The 19,322-nt window shown below is 59.4% G+C and carries 15 protein-coding genes; 7 read left to right on the forward strand and 8 right to left on the reverse strand.

Annotated elements, in window-relative coordinates; all coding sequences use genetic code 11:
* Positions 1–32: 32 nt before the first annotated feature.
* A complete protein-coding gene (locus VVD49_RS10275; RefSeq protein WP_327599088.1) occupies positions 33–458 on the reverse strand; it encodes a YidB family protein in 426 nt (141 codons plus the stop codon).
* Positions 459–558: 100 nt separating this feature from the next.
* Between VVD49_RS10275 and rpiA the strand changes: the two genes are divergently transcribed.
* Positions 559–1,218, forward strand: coding sequence for a ribose-5-phosphate isomerase RpiA (gene rpiA / locus VVD49_RS10280; protein WP_327599089.1), 660 nt, complete (start codon positions 559–561; stop codon positions 1,216–1,218).
* Positions 1,219–1,339: 121 nt separating this feature from the next.
* Positions 1,340–2,047: a phosphate signaling complex protein PhoU gene (gene phoU / locus VVD49_RS10285; protein ID WP_327599090.1), complete on the forward strand. Its 708-nt coding sequence runs from the start codon at positions 1,340–1,342 to the stop codon at positions 2,045–2,047.
* A gap of 37 nt (positions 2,048–2,084) precedes the next feature.
* On the opposite strand, the gene VVD49_RS10290 is transcribed toward phoU, so the two are convergent.
* Entirely contained in the window at positions 2,085–5,189 is a 3,105-nt protein-coding gene (locus tag VVD49_RS10290; RefSeq protein WP_327599091.1) for a hybrid sensor histidine kinase/response regulator, read from the reverse strand.
* Positions 5,190–6,005: 816 nt separating this feature from the next.
* On the opposite strand from VVD49_RS10290, the gene VVD49_RS10295 reads away from it, so the two are divergent.
* The 5 genes from VVD49_RS10295 to VVD49_RS10315 all read left to right on the forward strand — a co-directional run bounded on the left by VVD49_RS10295 (position 6,006) and on the right by VVD49_RS10315 (position 13,243).
* Positions 6,006–7,934, forward strand: a complete 1,929-nt coding sequence (locus tag VVD49_RS10295) for an ABC transporter substrate-binding protein (protein ID WP_327599092.1) — start codon at positions 6,006–6,008, stop codon at positions 7,932–7,934.
* A gap of 90 nt (positions 7,935–8,024) precedes the next feature.
* On the forward strand, positions 8,025–9,011 hold the full coding sequence (locus VVD49_RS10300) for an ABC transporter permease (RefSeq protein WP_327599093.1): 987 nt from the start codon (positions 8,025–8,027) through the stop codon (positions 9,009–9,011).
* Positions 9,008–10,180, forward strand: a complete 1,173-nt coding sequence (locus VVD49_RS10305; RefSeq protein WP_327599094.1) for an ABC transporter permease — start codon at positions 9,008–9,010, stop codon at positions 10,178–10,180. Before VVD49_RS10300 ends, VVD49_RS10305 begins: the two co-directional genes overlap by 4 nt.
* A 24-nt stretch (positions 10,181–10,204) precedes the next feature.
* Entirely contained in the window at positions 10,205–11,947 is a 1,743-nt protein-coding gene (locus tag VVD49_RS10310) for an ABC transporter ATP-binding protein (RefSeq protein WP_327599095.1), read from the forward strand.
* Positions 11,948–12,142: 195 nt separating this feature from the next.
* Positions 12,143–13,243 (forward strand): NDP-sugar synthase, encoded by a 1,101-nt coding sequence (locus VVD49_RS10315; protein WP_327599096.1) that lies wholly within the window; start codon positions 12,143–12,145, stop codon positions 13,241–13,243.
* A gap of 67 nt (positions 13,244–13,310) precedes the next feature.
* Here VVD49_RS10315 and VVD49_RS10320 read toward each other — a convergent pair whose 3' ends face one another.
* From VVD49_RS10320 to VVD49_RS10345, 6 genes are all read right to left on the reverse strand, one after another.
* Positions 13,311–14,255 (reverse strand): sugar phosphate isomerase/epimerase family protein, encoded by a 945-nt coding sequence (locus VVD49_RS10320; RefSeq protein WP_327599097.1) that lies wholly within the window; start codon positions 14,253–14,255, stop codon positions 13,311–13,313.
* A 28-nt stretch (positions 14,256–14,283) separates the two neighbouring features.
* Positions 14,284–15,180: a 4-hydroxyphenylpyruvate dioxygenase gene (locus tag VVD49_RS10325; RefSeq protein ID WP_327599098.1), complete on the reverse strand. Its 897-nt coding sequence runs from the start codon at positions 15,178–15,180 to the stop codon at positions 14,284–14,286.
* Between the two features lie 35 nt (positions 15,181–15,215).
* Positions 15,216–16,103: a shikimate dehydrogenase family protein gene (locus VVD49_RS10330; protein ID WP_327599099.1), complete on the reverse strand. Its 888-nt coding sequence runs from the start codon at positions 16,101–16,103 to the stop codon at positions 15,216–15,218.
* Between the two features lie 60 nt (positions 16,104–16,163).
* Positions 16,164–17,177 (reverse strand): TRAP transporter substrate-binding protein, encoded by a 1,014-nt coding sequence (locus VVD49_RS10335; protein WP_327599100.1) that lies wholly within the window; start codon positions 17,175–17,177, stop codon positions 16,164–16,166.
* Between the two features lie 112 nt (positions 17,178–17,289).
* Positions 17,290–18,573: a TRAP transporter large permease subunit gene (locus VVD49_RS10340; RefSeq protein WP_327599101.1), complete on the reverse strand. Its 1,284-nt coding sequence runs from the start codon at positions 18,571–18,573 to the stop codon at positions 17,290–17,292.
* Positions 18,574–18,582: 9 nt separating this feature from the next.
* A complete protein-coding gene (locus VVD49_RS10345; RefSeq protein WP_327599102.1) occupies positions 18,583–19,128 on the reverse strand; it encodes a TRAP transporter small permease in 546 nt (181 codons plus the stop codon).
* Positions 19,129–19,322 lie beyond the last annotated feature (194 nt).

Below are 19,322 nucleotides of genomic sequence, written 5' to 3' on the forward strand. Positions count from 1 at the left end.
ACTTGTCCGCGCCTTTTGTTTTGTTGGGGCTTCTAGGCTCTCGGCTGATTGAACAGGGCGCCCAGTGCGCCGAGGCCTTGTTCGAGCAAGTCGTTTGAGCCGCCGGTGGAGCCGTCAGGTGTCATCTTGTCGATGAGCTGCGGCAGCATCTGGGCGAGGCCGCCGGAGATCTGGTCGGCGGGCAGGCCGAGTTTGCCGGCGATGTCGGCGATGGTGCCGTGGCCGAGCGCGTCGCTGATCTGTGCGCCATCGACCGGCAGGTTGTCGCCGGTGCTGATCCAGGAGGACATCTGTTCGCCGAGGCCGGCGGAGTTGAATTTCTCAAGCAACCCGGTAATTCCGCCTTGTTGTTGCAGCAGACTGCCCGCAATCTGGATCAAGGGGTTCTGGCCGTTCTGCGCGCTGCTGCCTGCCAGTGCGCCGAGGGCTTGTTCTGCCAACTGACCGAATAGACTCATTTTCCTCTCCCTGATGAAGCAAGTGGCCGGCGCGGGTGCGGCCCGGCGTGGTGGGTTCCACTACAATGCCAGCATTGCATGGTTTTAATGTGGATGGCTCATGAATCAGGATGATCTGAAACGCTCCGTTGCCAATGCGGCACTGGCCTACGTGCCGGAGGGGCAGGTGATTGGTGTTGGCACGGGCTCGACCGCCAATTTCTTCATAGACGGTCTGGCGCAGATGCGCGACCGCATTCGCGGCGCGGTGGCCAGCTCGGAGGCGAGCGCTGCGCGTCTGCGCGCGCATGGCATCGAGCTGTTCGACCTGAATGACCTGACGGAGCTGTCCGTCTATGTCGATGGCGCCGACGAAATCGACAATCGCCTGTGCATGATCAAGGGCGGTGGCGCGGCGCTGACACGCGAGAAGATCGTTGCTGCCGTGGCGCGGCAGTTCGTGTGTATCTGCGACGAGAGCAAGCTTGTGAAGACGCTGGGCAAGTTCCCGCTGCCGGTCGAGGTGATTCCGATGGCCACGGCCCAGGTGACGCGCGCGCTGACGGCGCTTGGCGGCACGCCGAAGCTGCGTGCTGGCGTGATCACCGATAACGGCAACTGCATCATCGATGTCGCCGGATTGCAGATCAGCGATCCGGAAGCGTTCGAGGCGCAAGTTAACAGCATCGTGGGTGTCGTCACCAACGGCATCTTTGCGCAGCGCCCGGCAGACGTACTGCTGCTGGCTACGGCGCAGGGCGTGCGTACGCTGACTCGTTGAAGGCGCTGGATTGCAGCTTGTCACGCGACTGAAATATTTCGGTCATGTTCGACGTACACACTGAGCGTTTGGCGCGTGCCATGCATGGCCGCGCAGATTCGCAAGCACAGAAAGAGTAGCCATGACAGATCACACCGTTCGCCAGTATGACGTTGAACTCGAAAGTATCCGTACGCGCGTGCTGCAGATGGGCGGCTATGTTGAGCTGCAGGTCGTCAAGGCGCTCGAAGGCCTGGTCGGCGGCGATCTTGTGACGATCGAGCGTGTGATCGAGAACGACAAGCGCGTCAATGAGCTGGAAGTCGAGCTGGATGAGGCCTGTGCGCAGATCATTGCCAAGCGCCAACCGGCCGCTACGGATCTGCGCTCCATCCTCGCTGTTTCGAAGGTAGTGACGGATCTGGAGCGTATTGGCGATGAGGCAAAGAAGATCGCCAAGGTTGCGAAGTCCATCCATACGCCGGACGCCATCTCATCGACGCCGCGTGTCCAGCTCCAGCACATGGGCAATCTCGCGATCGAGCTGCTGCGCAAATCACTGGACTCCATGGCGCGTCTGGATCTCAACGCCGCGGCAGAGGTGGTCAAACAAGACAAGGAAGTTGATGCCGAATTCAAGGCGGTGATGCGTCAGCTCATCACCTTCATGATGGAAGATCCGCGCACCATCTCGCGCAGCATCGACATCCTGTTTGCCGCGAAAGCGCTGGAGCGTGTCGGCGATCACGCCAAGAATTGCTCACAACACGTTGTCTTCCTTGTGTGCGGTCGTGACGTGCGCCACCTCGGCGTTGAGGAAATGCAGCGCGAGGTTGCGAGCAACGCCTGAACACCATCGCGGTTTCCGGATTTTTCCGGTTGCCCGATCAGCTGCTGTGTTGTGCCAGCTCGTTTTCCAGCCCGGTTTTCAGACTCTGCAGCAAGCCTCGCAGGCGTTCGCCGAGTTCGAGGAAAACGGTCGTGTTGCCATCTTCGCCAGCGTTCTCCAGGGCAAGGGCGGCAGCGACTGCGTGCGTCGCACCGAAGTTACCGACAGCACCCTTGATGGAGTGGGCGGCTTCGCGCACGCTCTTGCCGTCGCTCCCGGCAGCGGCTCTCTGCAGATCGGCCTGCATCTCGTCGTAGCCTGACAGGAAGATGCCGATCACCTCGTGCATCAACTCTTCGTCGCCACCTATCTGTGTCAGCATCCAGTTGCGATCAAAGTTTGAGCCCGCTTCGGTTCCGTTCATGGCATAAGCTCCCGTGTCACCAGTCAGGGCTGCCGCATCGGCAGGGGATAGTACGCGTAGCAATTCCGCATGTAGTGCGCCAGCCAGTACTGGCTTGGTGACGTAACCGTCCATGCCCGCTTCGAAGCAGCGTTCGCGGTCGCCGCGCAAGGCGTGTGCGGTCATCGCAATGATTGGCATGTGGGCTTCCTCATGCTGTTTTTCATGCGCGCGAATGAGGCTGCAGGCCTCCAGACCACCCATGATCGGCATCTGCAGATCCATCAATACTGCGTCGAATGCGGGCAGGTTCGCACCATGAGCGCGTAGCTTGTCGATGCACTCCTGACCATTTTCGACCAGTTCGACGGAGTGGCCCATGCTGTTCAGCATGCGCACGGCGAGCGTCTGGTTGACTGGATTGTCTTCGGCGAGCAGTAGATGCAAGGGCCGCATGGCTTGCGGCGTGCGTAGAAGCGCCAGGCTGGCGGCTTCCTCTTCCTCGCTGGCCAGATCGAGCACGACGGAGAAGAAGAAAGTGCTGCCGCGTCCGGGCTCGCTGTCCACCCAGATCTGCCCGCCCATTCCGGCAACAAGTCGTCTGCAGATGGCCAACCCCAGACCGGTGCCGCCGTAGCGGCGCGTTGTCGAGGTGTCGGCCTGTGAGAAGCTCTCGAAGATGAGTTCAAGCTTGTCGGCAGGTATGCCTATGCCACTGTCCTTGACCGAGAAGCAGATGTCGGCCCGCTTGCCGCTGATGGCGTCGAGTGTGACATCGACGTCGACAGATCCCGCTGCGGTGAACTTGATGGCGTTGGAGAGCAGGTTCAGCAGTACCTGTCGCAGGCGATGCGGATCACCGCAAACGACGTCGGGTATGCGCTCGTCGATCTCGCTGCTGAGGTTGAGATTCTTGTTTTCGGCGCGCGGTCCCAAGGTGGAGATGGCGCTGTCCACGCATTCGCGCAGGCTGAACGGAATGCGCTCGAAGCTCATGCGACCGGCTTCGACTTTCGAGAAGTCCAGTACGTCGTCAATGATGTTGAGCAGCGAATCGGCCGATTGTTTGACCAGCGTCATGAACTCGCGCTGTTGTTCATCCAGATCCGTGTCCAGCACCAGCTGGGTCATGCCGATGACAGCATTCATTGGTGTGCGGATTTCGTGGCTCATATTGGCGAGGAAATCGCTCTTGGCCTGATTGGCAATTTCCGCGGCGTCGCGCGCTTCAAGCACGGCTTGTTCGACGGCCTTGCGATCCGAGATGTCGGTAATGGTGCCGACGATGCCTGCAGCCTTTCCGTTGGCGTCGACGAAAAGGGATTTGTGATACAGCGCGTCCAGCTCGTGGCCGTCGCGCGCGCGCAAATGTCGCTCGAAGCTTTGCGTGCCTACAGGGCCGTTGAACATGGCATTGTCATGCTGTTGGTGCCACTTTGCTTCGTTCGGATCATCGAGCAGCTCGAAGACGGTCTTGCCGACCCAGGCGTCACGCTCGATGACGAACATCTTCACGAAGGCTGTATTGAAGGTCACGTAACGGCCCTGGCAATCCTTCACGTAGATTGCGTTCGGAATGCTGTCGATCAGGCGTTCGACGAAATGCAGTTGTTCCTTGATCGCTTGCTCGGCCAGCGTGCGAGCCGTGATGTCGTTGACGGAGCCTGTGTAGCCCAGAAAGGCGCCGGCTTCGTCGCGGCGTGCGCGTGCAAACACCTCCAGCGTACGCACGCTGCCATCCTTGGCGAGATAACGGAACTGATCGCGCAGCGATTCGATCTCGCCCTTGAACAAGGGTTTGAAGGTGCTGGCAATGCGTGGCTTCTCATCGTCCAGCGTGAAGTCGAGTACCGAACGGCCGAGTCCTTCCTCGAGCGTGTATTGCGTGATATCGGTCCAGGCAGGATTCAGATAAGTCCAGCGCAGGTCCGGGTCCGTCTCGAAGACCAGTTCAGACAAGCCTTCGACAACGCTGCGGAAGTGCGCTGCGCTGCGCGTGAGCTCCCGTTGCTGGTCTTGCAAGCGCAGTGAAGCCCAGTTGAGTGCTTCGACCAACGCATCGATGTCGGCGACGCCCGAATCTACGGACATGACGCTGCCTTGGTCATTGTCCAGGCGCGATGCGAAGGTGGTCGCGCTTTGCAGTTTCTGCATCGGACGACGCAGGAACAGCGCAAAGCAGATCGTTGCCAGTACGCTGACCAGAATGCCGGACCACAAGCTGTCGAAATAGAAACGCTGGCGCGCCGCTTCAGCAGCCGCGAGGGAGAAGCGGGCGTGCATCCAGCCCAGCTCGAACTCGGCGCCGACCGGCACCCAGATCTCCAGCGTCTTGTGACCGTGGACAGGTGCCATGCCCGGGATGATGTAAGTGCCGCGCGGGGTCGGTACCTGCAACTTGAAGACCGGCTTGCCGCTTTCATGTGTGTCGCCCTCGGCGAAGGCGCTCGACAACAGGATGCCTGCCGGATCGGTCAGATCAATCTGTTCGAGACCAGGGTAGCGACTGGCCTGCTTCATGATGGTATTGAGCTGCCACACCTCGCCAGTCGTCAGTGCTTGCTCCGAAGAGGCTGCCAGGCCGGTTGTCAGCGAGCTGGCCTGTTCGGTCATGGTGTGCTCGATGAGTGCGTACTGTTCGTTGGCGGTGTACAGGGTGTACAGAACGATGAAGCTTGCGAACAGCAGGCTGAAGACGACTGCCAGCTGAAAGTGCAGCTTCCGGGGGAAAAGAGAGCGCAGGCGGAGTGTGGAGCGCATGGCGGTTACGAGGGGTGGGGTGCTGACAGGGCGTTCGCGGCCAATGCGCCAATCGGAATGTGGTGCGCGGCGCGGAGCAATGGGGCAAGGGCGTTTCTCTGCGAGTGCGTACGTCCTGCGAACACGCAGGAAGCTCGGGAGTATGGTGCTGCGGGGCGACGTTCCCTTTCGGAAACCCGGCATGCCATCCCTGTCGCAATGCTGGAGTTGCGCGTGGGGCGTGAGGCTTCATCTCCCGGGCTGGATGTAATCGAACCGCAAGCTCGACTGCCGTGGCTAGGTTGCATGCTGCACTTCTCTTCCCTCGGATTCTTCAAGTCTATCGGTCTCCTTGCGGGAATTCTGAAGCAGATCTGGCTGTTAGCTCCATGAGGTGCGGCGACGCCCGGGTCGCTTTTTTTGACGGGTGTCAACGTATCTGGCGTGCGGGATCACTTGACGTGACAAATTGCTCTAATGTGTCGCCAAATTGTGCACTGCACATCGCTTTTTTTTTGGAATTAGGGAAAACTCGTATAAACCCTGTTGCGGGGCCGATAGATTTGACTGATCGTTGAGCTTAAATGAAGGTCGTCTAAGTTCCCGAATAGTTCGATTTTCGACCCGTCGATATGAAGACGCGATTTTGCAAAAAAATGCGCGGAAAGTGTTGCAGCGCAAGGCCCTTTTTGGCTTGTCTGACCTTCTGTGTGGCTTGTATGATCGCGCCGCTGAGTGTAGTAGCATTCGGCGGGCTAAATATTGATTAGCGGCGTCGGCAGGGACCTGGTGTCGCCAGCGAGCAAAAGCCCGTTCTTACAACCTTAGGAGGAAACGATGAGGTTCAACCCATCCAAACAGCTGGCTGCCGCCGCCCTTGTGGCTGCTGCTTCGGCTATGCCAATGTGGGCTTATGCTGCGTTCTCGCAGTCGCCCATGCTGGACAAGCTGGTACAAGAAAAGAAGCTTCCCCCGGTCGACCAACGTCTGCCGGCAAAACCACAGGTCATCAAGCCGCTCGTCAAGGTGGGTACCTACGGCGGCACACTGCGCACGGCGCTGCGTGGTAACGGCGATGCAAATGCAATTCTCCGCCTCGTAGGCAATCAGAATCTGGTTCGCTGGACGATGGACTTCAACAATGTTGAAGCAAATCTGGCAGAGAGCTGGACGGTCAATGCAGACGCTTCCGAGTACACCTTCGTGCTGCGCAAGGGCACACGCTGGTCGGATGGCACCCCTTTCACTGCTGATGACATCATCTTCTCGATGAACGACGTTGTCGCAAACAAGGGCTACACCTCGGCACTGCCGGCCATGTTCGCGATCAAGGACCAGCCGCCAGTCGTGACCAAGACTGATGATTACACCATCAAGTTCAAGTTCGCCGGCCCTTACATCACCTTCCTCGAACAACTGGCAACGCCGGTCGCGAACTTCCCGACCATGTGGCAAAAGAAGTACTGCAGCCAGTTCCATCCAAAGTACAACACGCAGATCAACGATCTGATGGCCAAGGAAAAGGCCAAGGATTGGGGTCAGCTGTTCCGTAACAAGTGTGGCGAGCCAACCGACCAGGCTAACCGTTGGGTGAATCCTGACCGTCCTACGCTTGACCCATGGGTCATCAAGGAAGGTTACGGCGGTAGCGCAACCAAGGTTGTTCTGGAACGCAACCCGTACTTCTGGCAAGTCGACACGGCTGGCAAGCAACTCCCGTACATCGATCGAGTGCAACTGCAAGTGATTTCGGAAGTTGAAACCATCGTTCTGGCAGCTATCAACGGCCAGCTGGACTTCATGCTGCGTCACGTGTCGGGCATCCAGAACCGTCCAGTCCTGGCTGAAAACCAGGCCAAGGGCGGTTACAAGATCTTCAACTCGGAGAACGTGAACGCCAATGCAGTGGGTCTGTGGCTCAATCACTCCACGAAGAACGAGAAGCTGCGCAAGCTGATCCGTAACCATGACTTCCGCCAGGCTCTGTCGCAAGCGACCGACCGTAAGGAAATCAACGACATCATCTTCCTGGGTCAAGCAACGCCTTGGCAAAGTGGTCCGCTGCAGCAGTCGAAGTGGTACAACGAAAAGCTGGGCAAGCAATACCTCAACTACGATCCGAAGCTTGCCAACGAGCTGCTGGACAAGGTTGGCCTGACCAAGAAGGATGCTGATGGTTTCCGTCTGTATCCAGATGGTGGTCGCGTGTCGATCGGTGCAATTGCCCAGATCGCTCAATCGACCATGGTTGATACGCTGGACCTGATCCGCAAGCAATGGGCAAAGGTTGGCGTTGAGCTGGTGATCCAGGCTTCCGAACGTACCCTGTACTACGATCGTGCTGCGCAAAACAACTTCGATCTGAGTACCGACGTGTTCCCTGGCGGTATGGATGCTCCGTTCAATCCACGTGCATACCTCGCGTTCCACCCGACCGAGTCGCGCATGAGCCTGGAATGGACCAAGTACTACCTCACGAACGGCAAGCAAGGTGAAGAGCCTTCGCCGAGCATGAAGAAGCGTCTGGCTCTGTACGATCAGTGGCTGGTTGCCAAGACCAAGGATGAAGGTGACCGTCTGTTCAAGGAAATCCTTGAAGAGGCCGCCAACGAATTCGAAGTCATTGGTACGGTTCGTCCGGCAGTCGAAACTGGCGTCCGCAACGCCAAGCTCACGAACCTGTATGAAAAGATGCCGTCTGGCTGGACCTACCCAACGCCAGGCCCGGCTCTGCTGCAACAGTGGTTCTTCGCCACTGGCAAGTAATCAGTCTGCATAGCTGTAGTCTGTAGCATCCAACCCGGGGAGTGATCCCCGGGTTCCTTCCCCCGTAGCGGTTTTCAAGCGAGATTCACCGTGCTTTCCTACATATTCCGACGTCTGTTGTCGGCGATACCGTTCATGTTCATGGTGTCGTTGACGGTGTTCATCCTCATCCAGTTGCCGCCAGGCGACTTCGTTGATAGCTGGGCTGCGGCCAAGTCAGCGTCCGGCGAAGTGGTTGATCTGGCCTCCATGGTCGATATGCGTCATCGCTACGGCCTGGATCAAAACATCATGGTTCAGTATTTCCACTGGATCGTAGGCATCATGCAGGGCGATTTTGGCTACTCCTTCGAATGGAACAGCCCGGTCTCCTCGCTCATCGGTGAGCGAATGAACCTCACCCTCATCCTGTCGGTCGGGACCTTGTTCCTGACTTGGGGTATCGCGTTGCCAATCGGTATCTATTCCGCCGTGCGCCGCTACTCCATCGGTGATTACTTCTTCACCTTTGTTGGTTTCATCGGTCTTGCTGTCCCCCACTTCCTGATTGCACTGGTGCTCATGTACCTGTCGGTCAAGTACTGGAGTCTGGACGTCACGGGCCTGTTCTCGGCAGAGTACGCTAACGCCGAATGGTCCTGGGCTCGATTCAACGACCTGCTGCATCACCTGTGGATCCCGATGATCATCCTCGGTCTTGCTTCGACTGCAAGTCTGATCCGTATCATGCGCGCCAACCTGATCGACCAGCTGTACATGCCATATGTTGTGACGGCACGTGCCAAGGGTCTGTCTGAAGTCAAGCTGCTGATGAAGTATCCAGTACGCGTCGCACTCAATCCTTTCGTCAGTACGATCGGCATGATCCTGCCGCACCTTGTGTCCGGGGCGGTGATCACCTCCATCGTGTTGAACCTGCCTACGGCCGGCCCGCTGCTTTATCAGTCGCTGCTGTCGCAGGACATCTATCTCGCAGGAGCATTCCTGCTGCTGCTCAGCATGATGACGGTGGTCGGTACGCTGATCTCCGACATTCTTCTGGTTATCCTTGACCCACGTATCAGGTTGGAACAATGAGCGAATCAACAGCATCGACGGCGCCGGCCGTCCAGGTCAACATGGCCAACCTGCGGGGCGGTATCGAATACGCTTCGCAATGGACACTGATGTGGCTGCGCTTCAAGAAGCACAGGCTTGCACTGATCAGCATGTATATCGTGCTGGGTCTATACGTCATGGCCGTTTTTTCCGAGTTCCTTGCACCTTTCAATCCGGAAGATGCATTGCGCGCGGAAGGCGAATACAAGGCCAAGGCCTACCATCCGCCTCAAGGCATCCATCTGTTCTATACCGATAGCAAGGGGAATACGAGTTTCAATCCCCATGTCACGGTGCTGAAGGAACAGGTTGATCCTGACACCCTGAAGAAGACCTATGTGCGTGATGCCGACAGGAAGATCGACGTGTCGTTCTTCGTGCATGGTTTCGAGTACAACTTCCTGGGGCTCTTCAAGACCGACATTCACTTCTTTGGTCCAACCAAGCATGGTGAAGTGTTCTATCTGTTCGGCTCTGATCGCAATGGTCGGGACATGTTCAGCCGCGTCATCTACGGCGGACGTTTTACCTTGTCGCTTGGCTTGATCGGCGTTGTCCTGTCCGTGATCCTGGGTCTGATTCTGGGTGGCATTTCGGGTTACTACGGTGGCAAGATCGACTGGGTGATTCAACGTGTGACGGAGTTCATCATCTCCCTGCCGACCATTCCGATCTGGCTGGCTATGGCCGCCGCACTGCCGAAGGACTGGCCTGCGCATTACCAGTACATGGCTGTGACGGTGATCATTTCGCTGATCGGCTGGACGTCGCTGGCACGTGTGGTTCGCGGACGCCTGCTGGCCATGCGCGGCGAAGTGTTCGTCGTGGCGGCACAACTGGATGGCTGTAGCGAATCGCGCGTCATTTTCCGCCACATGCTGCCATCGCTGGCATCGCACATCATCGCGGCTGTGACACTGGCAATCCCGATGATGGTGTTGGCTGAAACCTCGCTGTCGTTCCTGGGTCTGGGTCTGCAACCGCCTGCGATCAGCTGGGGCGTGCTGCTCAAGGAAGCCCAGAACATCCGTTCCATCGCAGCTGCTCCCTGGCTGTTCGTTCCGGGTCTGGCGGTGGTGATTGCGGTGCTGGCTTTGAATTTCATGGGTGATGGTCTGCGCGATGCTGCTGACCCGTACTCACACTGACGGTTGAAGAACATGGTTGATAACGTGAATACCCCATCCAGCGACATCATTCTTGATGTCCGCAACCTCAAGACCTACTTCGGTACGGGCGACAAGGCCGTGCGCGCGGTTGATGATGTGAGCTTCCAGATGCAACGCGGCAAGACGCTTTGTATCGTGGGTGAATCCGGCTCGGGCAAGACGGTTGCTGCGCGCTCGATCCTGCAGATCGTCGATCCTCCTGGCCGCATCATGGGCGGGCAGATGATCTACAACGCGACCGGCGAAGCCGGCGGGTCAGTGGTTGATCTCGCTCAGCTGCACCCGCGCGGCAAGGAAATCCGCGGCATCCGTGGTCATGACATTGCCATGATCTTCCAGGAGCCAATGACCTCCCTGTCGCCGATCCACACGATCGGTAACCAGATCTGCGAATCGATCCTGCTGCACCAGAACGTGGACAAGGTCGAGGCGCGCGCGCGTGCCATCGAGCTGCTGCGTCGCGTGGAGATCCCCAACCCGGGCGTCGCCATCGACAAGTACACGTTCGAGTACTCGGGCGGTATGCGTCAGCGCGCCATGATTGCAATGGCCCTGGCCTGCAACCCGAAGATCCTGATCGCCGACGAGCCAACGACTGCGCTGGACGTGACGACGCAGGCCGAAATCCTCGCGCTGATCAAGGAACTGCAACAGTCCTATGGCATGGCCGTGCTGTTCATCACCCACGACATGGGCGTGGTGGCAGAGATTGCCGACGAAATCGGCGTGATGCTGAACGGCAAGATGCTGGAGTTCGGACCGGCCGAGCAGATCTTCTACTCGTCGCAAAACGAGTACACCGGCCGCCTGATCGATTCCGTGCGCAAGCTGGAAACGTCGGCTCGCCGCACCCGTAATACCAAGGTGTCGGAACGCAAGCTGCTGGAAGTGCGTGGTGTTTCGAAGATCTATCCAGGCCGCAAGACTTTCCTGGGTGGTAGCAAGGCTGCCGCGCCGTTCAAGGCTCTTGATAACGTCTCGATCGATCTGTACGAAGGTGAGAATCTCGGTATCGTTGGAGAGTCGGGCTCGGGCAAGACCACGCTGGGCAACTGCCTGATCCGCGTGCTCAGCCTGACCGACGGCGAAGTGCTGTACCGCATGGGCGACGGACAGATCGTGGACCTGGCCAAGTCCGGCAAGAAGGAATTGCGCAGCGTTCACAAGGAAGTCCGTATGGTCTTCCAGGATCCGTTTGCGTCGCTGAATCCGCGTATGACGATCGGTCAGATCGTGGGCGAGCCGCTGTTGGTTAACGGCATCGCCAAGGGCGACGAGCTGCGCAATCGCGTAGCGGATCTGCTGGCGACGGTCGGTATGCCGCCTGCTGCAATGGAACGTTATCCGCACGCCTTCTCGGGTGGTCAGCGTCAGCGTATCGGTATTGCGCGTGCCTTGGCCCTGAACCCGCGTCTGATCATTGCTGACGAAGCAACGTCCGCGCTTGACGTGACCCTGCGTTCGCAGATTCTCGACCTGCTGCTGGATCTGCAGGACAAGCTCAATCTGAGCTTCATCCTGATCTCGCACGATATCGGCGTTATCCGCTATTTCTGCGACCGCGTTGCGGTGATGTACAAGGGTCAGATCGTCGAAACAGGACCCGCAGACAAGATCTGCGGCGCGCCGGAGCATCCTTACACCAAGGCGCTCATTTCGGCCGTGCCTGGCACGCATCCACGTGACAAGCGTATCGTCAATCGCCATCGTTACACCGGCGATTCGGCGGGCGGCAAGGCTGCTTGAGCGAGTATGTTGTAGTAAAAAAGGCCGCAGAGTTTGCGGCCTTTTTCTTTTGGTATTGCTCTGGCGGGCAGCGTCGCAGTCGCGAAATGTTCTCGCCGCTATACTCGCGCATCTCTTGTTGGACTGTGACTTAGTTGCATCGCCCGTTGCGCGGCTTTTCGCAAAATGGCGCTTGCACAAAATCTGGGGACTCAAATGGCAAAGGCAATGATCCTGGCTGCAGGCCAGGGCACGCGGGTTCGTCCGCTGACGAAAGACATTCCGAAACCGATGATTCCCATCCTCGGCAAGCCGGTGATGGAGTATCTCATCGAACATCTGGCGCGCTATGGCGTGACCAAGATCATGATCAACGTAGCCTTCATGCATCGCAAGATCGAGGAGTACTTCGGTGACGGTCATCGCTGGGGTGTCGAGATCGGCTACTCCTACGAAGGCGCTTACGAGCACGGTGACATGTTGCCGAAGCCCAAGGGTTCGGCGGGCGGCATGAAATACATCCAGGACAATAGTGGTTTCTTCGACGAGACCACCCTGGTGCTGTGCGGCGACGCAATCATCGATCTCGATATCGGTGCGGCTCTGGCGGAGCACAAGAACAAGAACGCGCTTGCCAGCGTCGTGGCGCTGGACGTGCCGCGCGAGGAGGTGAAGAACTACGGCATCGTGGTGCCGGACAAAGAGGGCAGGGTGTTGTCCTTCCAGGAAAAGCCGAAGCCCGAAGAAGCCAAGTCGACGCTCGCGTCGACAGGCATCTACATCTTCGAGCCGGAAGTGATCGATCTCATTCCGTCGAACACGGTGTATGACATCGGCAGCGAGCTCTTCCCCTTGCTGGCGCAGAAGGAGCTGCCGTTCTTCGCACAGAAGCGTTTCTTCAACTGGATCGACATCGGCAGGGTGACGGATTACTGGGCCGTGTTGCAACGTGTCCTGCGCGGCGAGGTTGCAGACATGGAAATGCCTGGCACGCAGGTTCGCCCTGGCGTGTGGGTCGGCCTCAATACCAAGATTGATTGGGACAAGGTGCGCATCGAAGGGCCGGTATATATCGGCTCCAGTGTACGAATCGAGCCCGGCGCAACCATCGTCGGACCGAGCTGGATCGGCCATGGTTGCCACATCCGCAATGCGACCGTGGCGCGCAGCGTGATTTTCGAATACACGCGTATCGGTGACGGCATGTTGTTCAACGAGATGATCGTGTCGCCGCGTTACTGCGTGGATCGCAACGGTCACACGACTTACGTGGGCGATGATCGTTGTCCGCTGCGGTGGGGCGATGCACGCGGTTGATGCCTGCGTTGCATAAAAGAAAAAGGCTGCACGTGTGCAGCCTTTTTTGTCTTGAGTGTCCGCCGGATCAGCGCGCGCTGGCGACCCAGGCCGGCAATGGTGCCGAGCGATGCAGTACTTCGTCGCGCAACCACAAGGCACTGCGTCGCGCGCGTTCGGCGACGGCTTCCAGTGGCAATTGCTGGTAGTCGTCGTTGAATACTTCGAAGCTGTAGTCGCCGCGATAGCCGACCGCTTCCAGGCGGATCACCAGTTCGGCCAGCGCTTCACTGTGGGCACCTTCGCCGGGGAAGACGCGGAAAGTGCGTGCAGTGGTCATGCGGTCTTCGAAGCTCTGCGTCTCTTGCCACATGAAGTCCGACAGCTGCACGAGGAAAATGCGTTCGGCATCCAGGTCGTCGATGGCGTCCAGTGGCGTCTTGGCCGCGAAGATGTGGAAAGCGTCGATGCCGATGCCGAGGTTGGGCGTATCGGCACGGCACACGACATCCCAGGCGCTTGTGTATTCATTGATCGTGCGTCCCCACGAGAGTCCTTCGAACGCCACTTTCACGCCGAGCGGCATGGCCAGCGTGGCGAGCTTGCGCAAGTCGCGAGCAATGGCGTCGAAGTCCTGCGTGGCATGTCGCGACACGGAAGAGCACGCGAGCAGCACCGGACTGTCGAGTGCCGCGCACATCTCCAGCATGGACTTGGCGATATCCACCTTGTAGCCATGCAGCGGGCCTGCAAGTCCTTCAAAATCGCGCAAGACTTGGAAACCGGTGGCACGCAGGCCGCTGGCGCGTACGGCCGCAACAGCCGCCTTCACACCGCCCGGATGGCCGACGAGGTCGCGTGCCGACAACATGACCTGCGAGAAGCCTGCCTGCGCCATGCTTGCGAGCTTGGCGTCCAGCGAGCCTGCCTGGCTGATGGTGTCCATGCCGAAGCCTGCGATGGCCTCCTGCGCGCGTAGCGAGTGTGAGGGATTCGCTTGGGAGATGAAGGCCTTGTGCGTGGAGAGTGTCATCGCGTGCTCCTTTGTAAGCCGTGCTGGCTCATGCACTTTGATGGACCAGTTCGAAGGCGACCGAGCCGAGTGCAGCGCGCGTCAGCGCTCCGCGGTCTTCGGGGTGCAGCTCGGTGGAGTCCACGAAGTCGACACCGCGTGCGCTGAGCGCCGCAACAGCGCCTGGCACATCGGGCGCGCCAATGCCGATGCGCTGCAGGCTTTCATTCACCAGCTCCTCGTCCTCGACGCCGGCGAACGGCTCGACCAGCTGCCACAGGAAGCTGTCTCCGGCGCTGCTGGCAGGGCTGCGCATCAACATCCCCTTGGGCATGATGCCGAAGCGCTCTTCATTGGAAATGGGTTCAAAGCCGAACATGCGTTCGTAATACACGCTCCAGTCCAGGCCACGTCCGGCACCTACGTACTGCACCATGCCGAAGTAGTGCATGCCGGCAATCGCAGGGGGCGCCGGATTGGCGCCCTGGATAGGCACGAAGTCCACGTCGTAGATCGAGAACTCCTGCCAGCGATCAACGAAATAGAAGCGACTGCCGCCCGGACCGTGAATCGCCGGGATGTGTAGTTCCATGGCGCGTGCATGGCTGGCGACTTCCCAGGCGCCGAGTTCGATACAGCGGGCATGCGCCTGCTGTGCGTCGCGCACACGGAACGCAAGTGCCGAAATCACCGGGGTACCGCCCTCGGTTGCGCTGACACGTGCGTCGTCGGCGTGGGCGTTGACCACCAGGTTCATCGTTCCCTGACGATAGAGCAGGATCTCGCGCGAGCGATGACGCGCCACGGCCTGGAACCCCATGGCTTCCAGTACACGGCCGAGCGCTTGTGGCTGGCGCGTGGCGTACTCGATGAACTCGATGCCGGCAATGCCGATGGGATTGCTTGCCTCGGGTACGATTTCACGGCCGGAAGTCAGTGCGTTCATGGCGGTTCTCCATTTTTCCCGGATCGGGCTGCGGGTCAGTACGTAAGCTGCGCAACCGCGCGCAGATTGTCCGGTGTCGTCGTCGGCAGACCGAAGAACTCGAGGTAGGCCGGGATCTGTTCGAACAACATGTCCGAGCCGACCTGTACCGGGCAGCCGCGGGCCATGGCGGCTTGCAGGAAGGGTGTCAGCTCGTTCTTCATGACGACTTCCCCGACGAAGGTTGCAGGGTCGAGGCGCGCCACATCCAGTGGCAAGGGGTCGTCGTCGAGCATGCCCAGCGGACTGGCGTTGACCACCAGGTCGTAGCCTGCGGGATCATTCGAGCCCGTCGTCAGCGCAACCAGGGGATAGTGGCGGTGCAAGCGTCCGGAGAGAGCTTCGGCGGCTGTGGCCTGCATGTCGAAGAGGCCAATCATGCTCACCTCGGCGGCGGCCAGCGAGGCGGCGATAGCGGAACCCACGCCGCCACAGCCGATGACCAGTGCGCGCTTGCCGGGCAGGGACAGGCCCTTGCCGCGCACGCCGCGTACGAAGCCTTCGCCGTCGAACATATCGCCCATCAAGCGGCCATCGTCACGCAGGCGCACGGCATTGCATGCACCGGCGATGCGCGCAGTCGGTGAGGCGACGTCGACCAGATCCAGCGTGGAAATCTTGTGCGGCATGGTGATCAGCGCGCCGCAGATATTGGTCAATTGAAACAGCGAGCGCAGCAGCGGCGCGTAGTGAGGCGCCTGGCAGCCCATTGGCACGACAATGGCATCGATGCCCGATTGCTCGAAATAGGGGTTGTAGATCATCGGCGACTTGAAGGTATGCGTCGGGAAGCCGATGTGCGCGATCAGGGAGGTAGAGCCGCGAATCATGTTGCCTGCCTTGTCCAGTCTCTCGTCCAGTTCCTTGCCTTGCGTGCGCATCATGGCCTGGCCTGCAGGGCCACGATGCGCACGATCTTGCGATGTCTGCCTAGTTGCGGATGCCTATTTGCGAACCTTGTCCAGCTCGGCCAGCATGTCCTTCACCGTGTCAGGAATCGCCTCACCGTTCTTGGTGATCACTGGTTTCATGCGTTCACGCAGCTTGGCAGTCTCGGCAGCGGAGAGCTCGCTGACCTGCATGCCGGCTTTCTTGAGCTGATCGAGCGTGCCGGCGTCGGCTTCACGCGAGACCTGGCGTTCGTACTTCGCTGCCTCCGTGGCTGCGTCCTGCAGCACTTTCTTCTCGGCAGCATTGAGCGAGTCCCACACCCTCTTGCTGAAGATCACCGACTGCGGGTTGTACTGGTGATTGGTAATGGTCAGGTACTTCTGCACTTCGGAGAACTTGTTGGCGAGAATCACGCTCAGTGGATTCTCTTGCCCGTCGACTGCCTTTTGCTCCATGGCGGTGTACAACTCTGTAAATGCCAATGGCGTGGGGTTGGCGTCGAGTGCCTTGACCCAGTCGATGTTGATGGTGTTCGGGATCACGCGCAGCTTGAGGCCGGAAATATCCTCCACCTTGGTGATGGCGCGCTTGCTGTTGGTCATCTGACGGAAGCCGAGCTCCCAGTAGGCGAGGCCGACGATCCCTTTCTCCTGCAGCTTGGCATGCAGCTTCTGGCCGAACGGGCCGTCGACAACAGCATCCGCTTCCTTGGCGTTGGCGAACAGGAAGGGGAAGTCATAGATCGCGAAGTCCTTCACCTGCGATGCCAGGATGCCCGAGTTGAGCACCACGATTTCGATGGTGCCGCCTTGCAGGGCACTGACGCTGGCCGCATCACTGCCGAGTACGCCGCCCGGGAACAGGTTGAGCTTCATCTTGCCGCCCGATTTGGCCGCCACCAGTTCGGCGAACTTCTCGCCGCCGGTAACGAGCGGGTGACCCTTGGGGTTGGCTTGCGAGACCTTGAAGGCGTGCTCGCGGATTTCCTGTGCGGACACGAGGCCGGAGGAGGCGACAGCGCCAAAGGTCAGCGCGACGGCGAGGGTTCTACGAAGCAGGTGTTTCATGGTGGGTCTCCGTGTGTTTGTTGGTTGATGAATGGGCCGGTGAGAACGGTTCGTACGCAAATCCGGTAAGTCGGCTGCGGCGTACGCAACGCAGCCGACGCAATTGGTGCCGTCAGTGTCCAATCATCCAGCGCGCGGGCACCATGACGAGGTCAGGGAACAGTACGAGCAGGAACATCACGACGAACTGCGCGATCATGAAAGGCAGTACACCGCGTGTGACTTCATCGAGGCGAATGCCGCCGACCCCGGCCACCGTGTTGAGCACGGTACCTACCGGTGGCGTGACAAGACCAATCGCGTTGTTGATGATGAACAGCACGCCGAAGTACACCGGGTCAATACCGGCTGCCTTCACCACTGGCATCAGCACCGGTGTCAGCAACAGGATGGTCGGCGACAGATCCAGTGCCGTGCCGACAATCATCACGAGAATCATGATGGAGATCAGCAGCAGCTTGGGGCTGTCGAGCAGCGGTTCCAGCAGTGACACGATCTGCGCGGGCAACTGCGCCACCGTGATCAACCAGGCCGTGACCATCGAGCCGGCCACCAGGAACATGATCACGGCGCTGGTCTTGGCTGCGGCCATGAACAGCGGCGGCAGGTCGCGCAATTTCAGCTCGCCATACACCAGGGTGGAAATTGCGATGGCATACACGGCGGCGACCACGGCAGCTTCGGTCGGCGTGAAGATGCCGAACTTCAACCCGAAGACGATGATCAGCGGCAGCACGAGGGCCCAGGTGGATTCGCGCAGCGCTTGCATGACCTCGCTGCGCGTCTTGCGCTTGGGCGGCACGACGTTCTCGCGACGGCTCACCCACCACCAGGTTACCCACAGAGACAGGCCCAGCAAGATGCCGGGGAACACGCCTGCGAGAAACAGCTTGGTAATGGAGACGTTGCCGGCCACGCCGAAGATCACGAAGGCGATGCTCGGTGGAATGACGGGCGCGATGATGGCGGCCGAGGAAATGAGACCCGCGGAGCGCGCGCGATCATGACCTGCGGCGGTCATCATCGGCAGTAACAGCGCACCCAGCGCCGCCGCGTCGGCCACGGCCGAACCCGACAGTGCTGCCATGATGCAGGCTGCCACGATGGTCACGTAACCGAGGCCGCCCTTGACGTGGCCGACCAGCGCCAGCGCGAGATTGACGATGCGGCGCGACAGGCCGCCGGCGTTCATCACCTCGCCGGCCAGCATGAAGAAAGGCACGGCCAGCAGCGGGAAGCTGTCAGCGCCGTTGATGACGTTCTGCGCGAGGATCTGTGGGTCGAGCAGATTGAGTTGCCACATCATCGCCATGCCACACAGCAGCAGCGCGAAAGCGATGGGCACACCAATAGCCATGGTGAGAAGCAGGGAGCCGATAAAGATTGCGATTGTCATGATCGGCCCTCAGCGTGCTGCTTCGCCGGCGTGCGGCGACGAAGGCAGATCTTCGGATTCCTGGATCATGATCAGCTCCGCGTCGCTGACCTTGCTGCTCAGCAAGCGGATCAGATCGCGCAGGATGATCAGTGACGCGAGCACCGAGAACACCATGCCCGAAGCATAGAACCAGGCGACGGGTGCTTCCATGACAGCACTGGTGGTGTCCATGTTGATGCGCACCTGCGCCAGTGCGCCGGAGAACATCAACCAGCAGGCGTAAAGCATCAACACGTAGGAGATACCCAGGCAGAGCTTCTTGCCGAGGCGGGGCAGGGTAGCGACGACGAAGTCGGTGCCGAGGTGACGGCGTTCATTGAGCGCGACAACGGCGCCGAGGAATGTGGTCCACACGAAAAGCCAGCGCGACAACTCTTCGGACAGGCTGATGCCGGTGTTGAAGGCATAGCGCAGCACGACGTTGCCGAACACCAGCACCACCATGATCGCCAGCATGGCCGCGACCACCCAGTCCAGCAGGCGGCAGTAGCCATTGATGAATCGGGTAAGCATGAAACCTTGTCTCCTCTTTTCAGCGGCTCCGTGACGTCCGGACACCTGCTTTGTTTTAGCTGATGGATCGAGCTGGTGTGTGCAAGTCAAGCACCCAGGTCAACACATTGTCGATAATGTACGAACTAGTTAGTTTTGCGGTATGCGTGATAACCCGTACCCTGTCCGGCGAGGGACATGGCGGGTGTTTTGAC

Origin of the sequence: Uliginosibacterium silvisoli, assembly GCF_036017035.1 — a bacterium.
In the GTDB taxonomy this organism is placed as follows: Bacteria; Pseudomonadota; Gammaproteobacteria; order Burkholderiales; family Rhodocyclaceae; genus Viridibacterium; species Viridibacterium silvisoli.